Below are 12718 nucleotides of genomic sequence, written 5' to 3'. Positions count from 1 at the left end.
CTATGTACAGCTAAGGATTACTCTACTAGATCATATCTATACTAAATATTATTGATTTTACATCTATTTGTACCATCCTTTCTCCTCACAGCACATCCTAGGAGAATAGTTGATATATAAAAGGAGCATTCTTCGACAAACAAGTCCTCCACTCCACTAATATCGAGGGATTGTCCATGAATTGTCGAAGAGGTTTACTCTAAACCCCACGAATACTACAATCAGCAGGTATAGTACATGATAAGGTATAATACACAAAAAACATATAACAAATTAATAAACAACAACTTAAACAAAAAATAGGCGTTAATAGGCTTAAAAAAAACAGATATCTTTTTTCAATTAAATAGTTCAGGCCCCATTAAATTAAGCTGAAAAATAAAAAAAGTACCTTCTAAGAAATCTTTTGGGTATATAAATTGCCCAAAAAAGAATTTAAAAAGTAAAAAAAAGGTCAAAGATTATCTCTTTGACCTTTTATATTATCCACTAAATATATAACCTTACTTTATAAAGCTACTTCGTTTAATTCACTTCTATACTTTTCTATTTTCTCTTTTAATTCTGCTGCGAGTTCACTATTTATAATACCATTCACCTCATCAAAATTTTCATAATACTTAGGCAATGCGAAGCTGTCCTTTACTTGTCCTCCAAACTGAGGGAAGACAGTCTTAGCGATATTCAATGAATTCTGTCCTCCATATCCTCCTGGTGATGTAGACATTAAGAACATCGGTCGCTCTTGGAATAGCTTTAACTCTATTCTAGAACACCAATCAAACAAATTTTTAAAACAAGCTGTCCAATTGCGGTTATGTTCAGACATAGAACAGATGATAGCATCAGACTGTTTTATCTTTTCTAAGAATAACTTCGCTCCTTCTGGAAAACCTTGCTTCTCTTGATCTACAGAAAATAGAGGTACTTTATAGTCATTCAGATCTATCACTTCCACTTCTCCCGCTGGGAACAAAGGCACGGTATACTCAACTAACTTTTTATTAATAGAAGTACTCGATGTACTTGCTCCAAATCCTAATATTTTCATAGCTTATTTATTGTTATAGTTTATCGTATGCAGGAAACGCTCTAGATACTATTCTCTTCCATTCTGGATGGCGCTTAATATAGGCATATACTAACGGACATAATGGGTACAGCTCATAGCTATGCTCTTCTATATACATCAGACTCTTTTCGATCAGAGCAGTAGCCACTCCTCTACCTGCTAGCTCTTCTGGGCTCTCTGTATGAATAAGTTTAATAATATTACCTTCTTCAGCATAATCTATAAATGCAGTATGACCATCTACTGTTAATTCAAAACGGTTAGTATCAGCATTTTTATTTACTTCTAAATTTACAAATTCTTCTTTCATATCCTATACGTTTACTTGGTTAATTATCCTCTATTACAAAATTAGAACTAAATCTCTTCTACTACACTTGACCTAGATTAAGTTTATTGTACTTTTCTACATAAAGATCACACCGATACATCCTGTGCCAGTAAAATACTTCAATCTCTCCAATCCCTTTATTTAAAAGAAATATTAACTACTTAATGAATAATAACAAACATTTTATCTCAATAAAAAACATAATTTTTTATGTATTTATATTTTTTGGCACGATATATGTAAATTACATATTACAACAAAAACAACAAAACTTTCTTTTTCTTAAGTGACCTAGTTACCCCCAAATAACTAGGTCACTTTTTTTATATCCTTTTGACTACTTCGTTTTTACAGCCGTAGGTTCCCTTATTCACTGTCATAATATAGAATATCCCTCAGTTGTTATTAACTATTCTATAACAAAATCATTTATCTTAAAAAGATTTTAATATTTTTGCGACACTAACTAAAATGTACATAACATGTTTGGAGACTTAATGGGCATGATGGGTAAACTACAAGAGACCCAAGCTAAGATAGAAGAAACAAAGAAGAGATTAGACACCGTATTAGTAGATGATCAGAGTAATGATGGGTTACTTCAAGTAACGATGACTGCTAATAGAACTATTCGTTCTCTATCTATCAGTGATGAACTAATGGAGGACAAAGAACAACTAGAAGATTACTTAGTCATGGTACTGAACCGTGCTATCGAAAAAGCCTCTGCTATCAATGAAGCAGAATTAGCTGCGGCTGCTAAAGATGGAATGCCGAATATCCCTGGACTAGATCTATTTAAATAATATTATGAAAAAAATTGTTTGTGCTCTTTTACTTGCTACTGGGGCGTTATTCGTGTCTTGTAATAAAGAAGAAACTAAAGGTAACCTTACTGTTACAGGTAAAGTAGATGGATTTAAACAAGGTAAATTATACCTATTTCAGATTCAAGATACTGTATTTAAAGCAATAGATTCATTAAATGTAAAAGGAGACGCTAACTTTAAGTTTGACTTAAATATTGATTCTCCTGAAGTATTCTTTTTAACCTTAGACCGCGGTCATTCTAACTCTCAGGACAACCAGATTATGTTCTTCGCTGAGCCTGGAAAGATGACGATCAACACGACTCTAAAGAATTTTTATAGTGATGCTAAGGTGACTGGTTCTAAATCTCAAGAGGTGTATGATGAATATCTAAAGACTCGTTCTTTAATCATCGATAAACAGAATGGTTTATTAGTAGACATCTTTAATGCTGAAAAAGAACAAAACACTGCTAAAAAAGATAGCCTTACTAATCTATCTAAGAAGCTTACTATCAGAAAGTATCTTAATGCTGTAAACTTTGCTATTAATCATAAAAACTCTGATGCGAGTCCTTATATCGCATTGACAGATTTGTACAATGCTCATACTAAGTTATTAGATACGATCTATAACTCTCTATCTCCTGAAGTAACTGCTCGCAAATACGGAAAGCAACTGAATGAGTATATCAAAGAGAGAAAAGAAGCAGAAGCACAAGTGACAACTACTCAGAATACAACTACTGAAGTTCAAGAATAATCAAAAAACGCCTTATAGGCGTTTTTTTTTATAATTTATATCTATGTCATTAGCTATTCAATTACAACAGTCATTACAGCTCTCTACAGAAGAAGCTTCTATAGTAGAAGGACTATTCTCTTCTATACAATTCAATAGAGGTGAGACTATTATTACTCCACTTCAGAAGAGTGCTCCTCTGTACTATATCACAGAAGGGTATATCCGTATCTATGCTCTAGTAGATGATAAAGAGGTCACACAGTGGATAAGTGGAGCGGGCTACTTTATGACTGACTTGTCTAATTGGCTATTTGGCACACCTATTAGATGGACAATAGAAGCTCTTACACCTGTCACAGCATTGCAGATTACCTCTATAGAATACAAGACATTAGCAAAGCAGATCCCTAATTGGGCAGAAAAAGAGAGAGGCTTCATCGGTCACTGTTTCACACAGATGGAAAATAGAATATTTCAATTTATCTCTTTAACAGCAGAACAGCGCTATCTCCACTTTATGGATCAACTAGGGTATTTATTTAATGAAGTACCTCATCAGTATATTGCATCCATGCTAGGTATGACACCTGAGACACTGAGTAGAATAAGAAAAAAACAAACGAAAGCACTCTAATTACTTCTCATACACACCACCTTCATTCTCTAATTATAGTGACTCTATATAAATGAGCTCCTTAGATATAGAGATTAGTCCTCATTCTTTTATTTTATATTTGTGTAAACCAAAAAACACAATGTAAAATGAATCTTGAACAACAATTAAAAAGTAAGATAGATTTAAAAACAAAACCTCTACAAGCATTAGGTCTATTAGAGAAGATAGCTTACAAAATAGGAAAGGTACAACAGACTCTGACACCTAATCTAGTAGCTCCTACTATCATCGTCTTCGCGGCTGATCATGGGCTAGCAAAAGAAGGTGTGAGTGCTTATCCTACTGAAGTCACTTATCAGATGGTACTTAACTTTCTTCATCATGGTGCGGCTATTAATGTATTCTGTAGGCAACACAATATCAATCTAAAAGTAGTAGACGCTGGTGTGAGTAAAGACTTTGCCCCTCATCCTGACTTAATACAAGCTAAAGCAGGTCATGGCACTCATAATATGATCTCTGGCCCTGCTATAACTAAAGATGAACTAGCCTTCTGCTTCGCTTCTGGAGAGCAAATAGTGAGAGATATCGCTACTACGGGGACAAATATTATAGGATTTGGAGAAATGGGAATAGGAAATACTTCTTCTGCTTCTTTACTGATGAGTTCTCTATTAGATCTACCTATAGATAAATGTGTAGGGAGAGGAACTGGTCTAGATGATGAAGGATTAAAAAGAAAAAAAGAAATCCTTACCAATATTATCAATACTCATCCAAAACCTGCGAATGCGAAAGATGCTCTAGAACAATATGGAGGATACGAGATCGCTCAGATGTGTGCTGCTATGCTAGAGGCATACAGACATAATATGATCATATTAGTAGACGGCTTTATCGCATCTAGTGCTTTCTTATGCGCGGCTAACCTAGAGCCAAAGATAACTGATAACGCAATCTTCTGTCATAAATCTGACGAGATAGGTCATCACCTATTGATTCGCTCTTTTAATGAACAGGCAATTCTAGATATGAACTTACGTCTAGGAGAAGGCACTGGCTGTGCTCTAGCATATCCACTAATACAGAGCGCTGTAGCATTCTTAAACGAAATGGCTAGTTTCGAATCTGCAAATGTTTCTAACAAATGATCCGAAAAGAATTAACTTACTTTCTGACGGCTGTCATGTTCTTTACGAGAATACCTATTCCTTTTAAAGTACCTTATAGCCATGAGATCATGAATAAGTCTCAGAAATATTTCCCCCTGATAGGTTATCTTGTAGGTGGTATGGCAGTACTCGTCTATTGGGCTGCCTCCTATTTATTCTCTGCAGATATAGCTATCGTGCTCTCTATGGTGAGCACAGTATTACTGACTGGGGCTTTTCATGAAGATGGATTTACAGATGTCTGTGATTCTTTTGGCGGTGGATATGGCAAGGAAAAGATTATGACGATCATGAAAGATAGTCGTATAGGAGCTTATGGTGTCATAGGTATCGTTCTATTACTCCTGTTGAAGTTTCTTGCCTTGCATAATATTGCCGAGTTATCTACTTCATTTTTACTCGTAGTGATGCTAAATGGACATATCACGAGTAGATTTCACGCTGCTACAGCCATATATACTCATCGGTATGTAAGAGATACAGATGACAGTAAGTCTAAGCCAATGGCTAATCAAAAGCTGTCTTATTCATCCTTACTGTTTTCTCTGATTCTAGCGATCGTCCCTTACATACTATTTGATAACTGGTTATTTATTATAGCTTTTTTTGTTAGCTACATTGGAAAAATGTATCTAACTATGTACTTCAAAAAACACATAGGCGGATATACTGGCGACTGCCTTGGCACAATACAGCAGGTATGTGAAGTCTTATTTTACTTAACAACACTAACACTATGGAAATTTTTGTAATCCGTCATACGAAAGTAGACGTTCCCCCAGGCCACTGTTATGGGCAGACTGATGTCAATCTATTAAATAACTATCCTGATGATATAACTACCTTCAAGGATAGAATCCCAAATGATATCGACACTGTTATCTCTAGTCCTCTAAAGAGGTGTACTTTTATAGCGGATTACTTCTCTCAGTGGTACTCTACGGATGACAGACTCTTAGAGATGAACTTCGGAGAATGGGAGATGAAAAAATGGGACGAAATACCAAAAGATGAATTACAAAACTGGATGGATAAGCTCGCACAAACTTGTCCTCCTTATGGAGAGAGCTTGTCTATAGTACAAGGCAGGGTATCTACTTTCTTAGATGACCTGCGCAAAGCGGAGTATAAAAAAGTATTATTAGTCACTCACGCAGGACCGATAAGGTGTATGTGGAACTACCTATTACAAACTCCGATCAACAACACCTTTAAAATACCGATAGATTATAATGAGGTCTTTCACTTTAATCTAGGAACCACTCCTCAGGATGACTTTATTCTACAGAAAGCTTAGCTCCCTTGTCTGATTACTTTTCTTGATAAATGTCAAGAGGTGATAAATGGAGATATACAATCTTTGTCTATCTAATTTACAATCTTATGACAATAGAAACGAGTATCACGATTAAAGCTACGAAGGATGCAATATGGCAAGTATTAATGAACTTCTCTGAATATCCTGAATGGAATCCTTTTATACTATCCATCACAGGTGAACCAATAATAGGGAAACAAATCAATATTAACCTACCTGAGATGAAGTTTAAACCTATAGTTCTAACTAATCAAAAAGAACAACTCTTTAGTTGGAAGGGAAAATTAGGGATAAAAGAGATATTCGATGGACATCATCAATTCGAAATACAACAGTTAGATGAGCAACATTGCTTATTTATACACAGAGAGGTATTCAGTGGAATATTAGTTCCCCTATTCAAAAAGAAACTACAAACTAAAACTAGACAAGGCTTTGAAGCTATGAATATCGCTTTAAAAAACAGAGCTAAGAAGGCATAAAAAAACTCGTGAAGCAATTCACGAGTTTTGTTTTTATTTATCTACTTCTATTTCTGCATTGATATGAAGTGGGTCATAACTGATCACTTCCCAATCTTTACTTAACAGGTCAATATAATAGTAGTTTACATTATCATCTTTGTCAAAAGCACCATTTTTATTAATATCTTCTATTGTTCTAAAATACAATCTATTCTGACTATCAATAACTGTCCAATCTAACAACTCGTGTAGATCAGCACTTAACTTCTTAAAGTGTGTACCATCTCCCCTACTAATATACAATGTCTTGATATCATTAGAGTCTACCTTTCCATCTCTATTCGTATCTGCATCGAATAGACTGTACACTAATATATTCTTCTTAGTCTTCTCTGCTATCGTATTAAGGTAAGATACATTCTGTATCTGTACTTTCTTATCTGTTAATGGTCTAATTTGTAAAGAATCTTTATGTTGGAACATAAGGTTCTCTAGATACCCTGTTAGTTCAAAAGGCGCATAGTTAGATACAGTATAAGAAGTTTGGTTTACTTTACTCATACCACTTTTAGAAGAATAGCTATATACTCTAATCTCTCCTATAGGATGGATCAGGTGATCTGATTTTCCCATCATAATAGGAAGGTCAGCTATGCGAATATCTTCTGAACGGTCTCTTTCTTTCACCACTTCAGTTGTAGCAGCAGAGGTACCGTCTTCTTTATAAATAACTTTTGGTTTTTCGCCTTCTTGTTTGCAAGCTGTTACTAAAAATAGTACACTTAAAAACAGGGTTATTCTTACTTTCATAATAGAAAATTTAATACTTCAAAGATACATAATTAGTGTTTCTGTACACAACACTAACTCAGCATTTTTTCAACAAAGCTTTATAGTTAATAATATGAGATTTCTCTATCCTCTAAAGAAATGTGATTCAAAGACTCCTTCATTTCCTACATTGTCCTTTACCTTTATAACTACGTCGTTTCGACCAGTCACTACTTTGCCATCACTAAACTTGTGTACAATCTTACGTGTCTTGTAATCATAATCTAACAATATCCAATTGCCATTGATAAAGCCAGTAATTGTATTAATACCCGATAAATCATCTTTAATCAAGAAAGATATCTGAGACTCTTTAGTTAACCATTGTCCTTCTGTGAAACTAGGTTTTTCTATAACAGGCGCTTTTTCATCCACTAAGATTTTATAATCTCCAAAGCTCTTGGTATAGATTGACCACAAATTACCTTTTTTAGTAGTTTTAAAATAATCTCTTCTACCTCCATCTACTCTAGCAATAAATGCTTTGTCTCGATTAGAGATATTCATAGAAGACGTGTCAAATGACACAAGAATATTCTTAGCTAGAGGAACAACAGGTTTATGCAATTTTAGAACACCATCTTCTACAGACATATCCATCAAAAAGTCATTGTAAAATGTCTTAATAGGAAAACTCACTGTTACGTTCTTCTTCTCAAAAATGTAATCTCTATCAGTAACTATTTTGTATTCTCCTTTTGCTTCTGACTTCTTCACTTTAGCAGTCGCATCTGTATATTCTACAGGAATATTGATCGTTTTCTTATTCCCGTGATAATCTGACAACACAATACTATAATTATAATTCTGTCCATTCTTAACAGTGACAATTCCTTTATTAGGATCTACTTTTAAAACAGATAGATTATAAGGTTTCTCATAGAACAGTTTTTGCACTTTTTTCTTTGTTGTCACATAGCGTTCATAGTCTATTAGAGCATTGACATATCCAGTCTCAGAGAAAGAAAAAGTATCAAACTTATAAGAGAATAAAGCCTTGCCATTTACAAAAGTCTCAACCATATATACGCCATTCTTATTGGTATTAAAATTTGCAGTATCATGAATATCTATTCCAAAACTAATGTCTCCCCTAGCCTTTACTGGAGAGGTCAAAAAACTACCATCATTCTGTGTCACATAAGATAACTGCTGTGGAGTCTCACTATCATTAGCCATAGCTCCATCGCCAACAGGGTATACATAAAGTCCGTTAACAGTAGGGGCTTGAGTATCTGTTAGCAACTTATCCATCCCTTCTTTTAATGGATTAATGATATTCTGTGTCTTTGTATCGCGGATCTCATAGTGAAGGTGAGGACCTCCAGATCCGCCTGTATTTCCAGTATATGCAATGATTTGTCCCTTCTTCACTAATACTTCATTCTTACGAGGAAAAATCTCTATCTCAAAACTCTTCTCTGAATAATGTCTATTCAATACAAGAGTAGTAATATCTCCAGCATAAGAATCTAAATGTCCATATACAGTAGTCTGTCCATTAGGATGATCAATATACAAAGCCTTACCATATCCCCAAGTCGATACTTTTATACGAGATACATATCCATCTGCTGGAGCATAAACTGGTAAACCAATTCTCTGCTGTGTCTTTATATCAAGACCTGTATGGAAATGGGTTCCTCTTAATTCTCCGAAATTACCAGAGGCGTGTATGTTAATATTTAAAGGACTATCGAAGGTTTCGGTATTTTGTGCATAAGCAAAAGTTCCTAATACACTTAAAAAAAGACTAGGTAGTATTCTTACTTTCATAATTTTTAAAACATTTCTGCTAAAATACATAATAACCCCATAAAAAATAGTATTATCTCTAAAAATGAAACACATAGCTAAAAGCTGTTTAAAGAAAAAGATAAATAACCTTTTTTTTTACAGAAAACTTTTTTAAATTTAAATACTAATTGTAACTTTGTTGAAAGGATAGTGAATAACAAGTATAATGAGCGAGCTAACTGATATTATTAATTCTTTAGAGGTAAAGTTTGCTAAACTTATGCAAAGGCTAAGTGTCTTGGAGGCAGAGAACAAACAGTTAAAAACTAGTTTGGAGCAAGCTCAAAAAGAGATTCATAAAAATGAAGAGCAATTAGACTCTATTTATAAAAAATATGAGTCAATACAATTAGCAAATTCACTATTGGGCAGTGAAGAAAATAGAAGAGATACGAAACTCAAGATAAATTCATTGATTAAAGAAATAGATCAGTGTATAGCTCATCTCACAAAATAGGAGAAATATGAGTCAAAAAGATGAACAATTAAAAATAAAACTATCTATAGCTGATAGAGTGTATCCACTAACGGTAGCATATTCGCAAGAGGAAGGACTGCGATCGGCATCGAAGAAGATAGATTTAATGATACATCAATTTGAGGAAAACTATGCTGTAAGAGATAAGCAAGATGTTCTAGCGATGTGTGCGTTACAGTTCGCATCACAAAATGAACAAAAGACAATTGACACTACAGATAGTTATAACAAAGCTGTAGAACGTTTAATCAGATTGGATGAAGCTTTAGATCGTGTGCTTTCTAAAAAAATATAACAATTCGTTCTTAACATAAGATACTAAAAATACTGCTCACATTAGTACTGTTTGATAAACTCAACACAAACAAATTAAAATGGGTGAATCTTTGCAACTAAAGCATGCTGCCTTGCGCAGATCCTTGAAAAGCAAGCTAACTCAAAACTTGTTAATAAGAGAGTTTACGCGACTCAAACTAATGTGGGCTTTTTTTATATATAATTTATAGAAACATTTATGGAAATACTAATGATCGTTGGGGGAATAATACTTGGTGCTGCAATAGGCTTCATGGTGGCGAAGTACCTTGAAAAAAACCATGCTTCCTCAATATTGTCTAATGCTCAAAACGAGGCCAAAACGATATTGCGTGATGCAAAAATTGATGGAGAGGCAATAAAAAAAGAAAAAATATTACAGGCTAAAGAGAAGTTTATAGAGTTAAAATCTGAACATGAACAAGTAATCTTAGCTCGTGATAAGAAGATGGCAGAGGCTGAGAAAAGAACTAGAGATAAAGAGTCTCAAATTTCAAGTGAATTAGCTAAAGCGAAGAAAGCAAATGATGAAAGTGAAAAAAAGGTTGCTGAATACAACAATAAGCTTGAAATCATCGAAAAGAAACAAGAAGAGGTAGATAGACTTCACCGTTCTCAAGTAGAACAGTTAGAAATCATCTCTGGTCTTACAGCTGAGGAAGCAAAAGCTCAAATCGTAGAAAGCCTTAAAAATGAAGCAAAAGCAAATGCTATGGCTTCTATACAAGAAACTATCGAAGAGGCGAAGCTTACTGCTCAGCAAGAGGCTAAAAAGATTATTATCAATACTATTCAACGCATAGGAACAGAAGAAGCTGTAGAAAACTGTGTATCTGTATTCAATATTGAGTCTGATGATGTAAAAGGTAGAATCATCGGTAGAGAAGGTAGAAACATTAGAGCTATAGAAGCTGCTACTGGAGTAGAAATCATCGTAGATGATACTCCTGAGGCTATTATTCTATCTTGCTTTGACCCTGTTAGAAGAGAGATTGCTCGTCTATCTCTACATAGATTAGTAACAGATGGTCGTATCCACCCTGCTCGTATCGAAGAAGTAGTAGCTAAAACAACTAAACAAATCGATGAAGAAATTATCGAAATAGGTAAGAGAACTGTTATTGATTTAGGTATTCATGGTCTACACCCTGAACTAATCAAAATAGTAGGTAGAATGAAATACCGTTCTTCTTACGGACAAAATTTACTACAACACTCTCGTGAAGTAGCTAAATTATGTGGATTGATGGCTGCAGAACTAGGTCTAAATGTTAAGCTAGCTAAACGTGCTGGATTACTTCACGATATCGGTAAAGTTCCTGAAACAGAAAGCGAATTACCTCACGCTATCTTAGGTATGCAGTGGGCAGAAAAATATGGAGAGAAGCCTGAAGTATGTAATGCAATAGGTGCTCACCACGATGAGATAGAAATGACTACATTAATCGCTCCGATTATACAAGTATGTGATGCTATCTCAGGTGCTAGACCAGGTGCTAGACGTCAAGTATTAGATTCATACATTCAACGTCTTAAAGATTTAGAAAGTATAGCTAATGAATTCGGAGGAGTTAAAAATGCTTATGCTATTCAAGCAGGACGTGAATTGCGTGTTATCGTAGAAAGCGAAAAAGTAACTGATGAAATGGCTGCTACTCTTTCTTTCGATATCTCTCAAAAAATCCAAACAGAAATGACTTATCCAGGTCAAGTTAAGATTACAGTAATTAGAGAAACTAGAGCAATCAATATTGCTAAATAATAAAGACTACAAGTCACAAAAAAGAGCTATTCCTTTGAATAGCTCTTTTTTTTATATCTTACCAGCACGTGGATGAAACTCTTCTAATACTGACCTCAAACGCTCTGTGCTAATATGTGTATAAATCTCTGTTGTGGTAATAGACTCATGCCCTAACATTAGTTGAATGGCTCTTATATCTGCTCCATTCTCTAATAAATGTGTAGCAAAGGAGTGTCTAAAGGTATGTGGACTAATATTCTTTTCTAAACCTACTTCCACAGCTAAACGCTTAATAATAGTAAATATCATAGCACGAGTTAACTGTCCTCCCCTTCTATTTAAAAACAAGATATCAGAACTATCTTTCTTGACTACCTGATGAGACCGTATAGAATCATTATACAATACGATTAGCTCCATACTATTATGATCAATAGGTACAAAGCGATGCTTACTCCCCTTACCTATAACTCTAATAAATCCTTCTTCAAAAAAGAGATCTGATAGCCGAAGCCCTACTAATTCACTTACACGCAAACCACAACTGTACAAGACTTCTAACATCACTTTATTTCTAAAGCCTTCTGGAGTAGATTGATCAATTGACCCTATAAGCATGTCTATTTCTTCTACACTTAACACATCTGGTAATTTACGTCCTGTCTTAGGAGTTTCTATCAACTCTACGGGAGAAACCTTTAGATACCCTTCTAAGATAAAGTAGTTAAAAAAGTTCTTTAATCCTGATATTATACGCGCTTGTGTAGTAGGTGCAACTATATCAGCAATACTATACAAAAACTCCTGTACCACACTAACATCTATAGTCTCTAATAAGACTTGCTCATCATACCCTTCTATATACCCGATAAACTTACGAATATCTAATTCATAACTTTCTATCGAATTAAGTGATAGCCCTCTCTCTAACTTTAAATATGTCGTAAACATCTTAATAAATCCTTCCCAATACCCAGAAGCCATAATACATTCTTTTATATCTCAAATATACAAACAAAAAAAGAG

15 protein-coding genes and 1 other RNA gene are annotated in these 12718 nt (G+C 34.4%); 11 read left to right on the top strand and 5 right to left on the bottom strand.

Translation table 11 applies throughout. The features are described from left to right. Positions 1 to 508: 508 nt before the first annotated feature. Both AABL85_RS05400 and AABL85_RS05395 read right to left on the bottom strand, forming a co-directional pair. On the bottom strand, positions 509 to 1051 hold the full coding sequence (locus tag AABL85_RS05400) for an NADPH-dependent FMN reductase (protein ID WP_286413728.1): 543 nt from the start codon (positions 1049 to 1051) through the stop codon (positions 509 to 511). Between the two features lie 13 nt (positions 1052 to 1064). Then, the gene (locus tag AABL85_RS05395) at positions 1065 to 1382 is read right to left on the bottom strand and encodes a GNAT family N-acetyltransferase (protein WP_286413730.1); all 318 of its coding nucleotides are present in this window, start codon (positions 1380 to 1382) and stop codon (positions 1065 to 1067) included. Positions 1383 to 1885: 503 nt separating this feature from the next. On the opposite strand from AABL85_RS05395, the gene AABL85_RS05390 reads away from it, so the two are divergent. The 7 genes from AABL85_RS05390 to AABL85_RS05360 all read left to right on the top strand — a co-directional run bounded on the left by AABL85_RS05390 (position 1886) and on the right by AABL85_RS05360 (position 6545). Further along, a complete protein-coding gene (locus tag AABL85_RS05390; RefSeq protein ID WP_006257023.1) occupies positions 1886 to 2209 on the top strand; it encodes a YbaB/EbfC family nucleoid-associated protein in 324 nt (107 codons plus the stop codon). A 4-nt stretch (positions 2210 to 2213) separates the two neighbouring features. Then, complete coding sequence (locus AABL85_RS05385; RefSeq protein WP_341309414.1) at positions 2214 to 2975, top strand: DUF4369 domain-containing protein; 762 nt, start codon at positions 2214 to 2216, stop codon at positions 2973 to 2975. 43 nt (positions 2976 to 3018) lie between these two features. Further along, the gene (locus tag AABL85_RS05380) at positions 3019 to 3591 is read left to right on the top strand and encodes a Crp/Fnr family transcriptional regulator (RefSeq protein ID WP_341309413.1); all 573 of its coding nucleotides are present in this window, start codon (positions 3019 to 3021) and stop codon (positions 3589 to 3591) included. A gap of 128 nt (positions 3592 to 3719) precedes the next feature. Then, positions 3720 to 4724 (top strand): nicotinate-nucleotide--dimethylbenzimidazole phosphoribosyltransferase, encoded by a 1005-nt coding sequence (gene cobT / locus AABL85_RS05375; protein WP_341309412.1) that lies wholly within the window; start codon positions 3720 to 3722, stop codon positions 4722 to 4724. After that, positions 4721 to 5497 carry an adenosylcobinamide-GDP ribazoletransferase gene (locus AABL85_RS05370; protein ID WP_341309411.1) on the top strand — a complete coding sequence of 259 codons (777 nt, stop codon included), beginning with the start codon at positions 4721 to 4723 and terminating at the stop codon, positions 5495 to 5497. Before cobT ends, AABL85_RS05370 begins: the two co-directional genes overlap by 4 nt. Then, the gene (locus tag AABL85_RS05365) at positions 5482 to 6042 is read left to right on the top strand and encodes a histidine phosphatase family protein (protein WP_341309410.1); all 561 of its coding nucleotides are present in this window, start codon (positions 5482 to 5484) and stop codon (positions 6040 to 6042) included. Before AABL85_RS05370 ends, AABL85_RS05365 begins: the two co-directional genes overlap by 16 nt. A gap of 86 nt (positions 6043 to 6128) precedes the next feature. Then, the gene (locus AABL85_RS05360; protein WP_341309409.1) at positions 6129 to 6545 is read left to right on the top strand and encodes an SRPBCC domain-containing protein; all 417 of its coding nucleotides are present in this window, start codon (positions 6129 to 6131) and stop codon (positions 6543 to 6545) included. A 33-nt stretch (positions 6546 to 6578) separates the two neighbouring features. On the opposite strand, the gene AABL85_RS05355 is transcribed toward AABL85_RS05360, so the two are convergent. Then, positions 6579 to 7337 carry a hypothetical protein gene (locus AABL85_RS05355; protein ID WP_341309408.1) on the bottom strand — a complete coding sequence of 253 codons (759 nt, stop codon included), beginning with the start codon at positions 7335 to 7337 and terminating at the stop codon, positions 6579 to 6581. Between the two features lie 105 nt (positions 7338 to 7442). After that, positions 7443 to 9209 (bottom strand): M23 family metallopeptidase, encoded by a 1767-nt coding sequence (locus tag AABL85_RS05350; protein WP_341309407.1) that lies wholly within the window; start codon positions 9207 to 9209, stop codon positions 7443 to 7445. 112 nt (positions 9210 to 9321) lie between these two features. Here AABL85_RS05350 and AABL85_RS05345 point away from each other — a divergent pair, with 112 nt between their 5' ends. The 4 genes from AABL85_RS05345 to rny all read left to right on the top strand — a co-directional run bounded on the left by AABL85_RS05345 (position 9322) and on the right by rny (position 11710). Next, positions 9322 to 9612 carry a hypothetical protein gene (locus tag AABL85_RS05345; protein ID WP_286413748.1) on the top strand — a complete coding sequence of 97 codons (291 nt, stop codon included), beginning with the start codon at positions 9322 to 9324 and terminating at the stop codon, positions 9610 to 9612. Positions 9613 to 9619: 7 nt separating this feature from the next. Next, positions 9620 to 9928 (top strand): cell division protein ZapA, encoded by a 309-nt coding sequence (locus tag AABL85_RS05340; protein ID WP_006257033.1) that lies wholly within the window; start codon positions 9620 to 9622, stop codon positions 9926 to 9928. Positions 9929 to 9986: 58 nt separating this feature from the next. After that, a non-coding RNA gene (gene ssrS, locus AABL85_RS05335) (6S RNA) lies at positions 9987 to 10094 on the top strand. A gap of 53 nt (positions 10095 to 10147) precedes the next feature. Next, positions 10148 to 11710, top strand: a complete 1563-nt coding sequence (gene rny, locus AABL85_RS05330) for a ribonuclease Y (RefSeq protein WP_286413750.1) — start codon at positions 10148 to 10150, stop codon at positions 11708 to 11710. A 51-nt stretch (positions 11711 to 11761) separates the two neighbouring features. On the opposite strand, the gene xerD is transcribed toward rny, so the two are convergent. Beyond that, the gene (gene xerD / locus AABL85_RS05325; RefSeq protein WP_341309406.1) at positions 11762 to 12676 is read right to left on the bottom strand and encodes a site-specific tyrosine recombinase XerD; all 915 of its coding nucleotides are present in this window, start codon (positions 12674 to 12676) and stop codon (positions 11762 to 11764) included. Positions 12677 to 12718 lie beyond the last annotated feature (42 nt).

Source organism: Myroides odoratimimus (genome assembly GCF_038039805.1).
Classification (GTDB): Bacteria; Bacteroidota; Bacteroidia; order Flavobacteriales; family Flavobacteriaceae; genus Flavobacterium; species Flavobacterium odoratimimum_B.
Note: the sequence above shows the minus strand (reverse complement) of the source record. Positions and strands in the feature narration are given on the sequence as shown.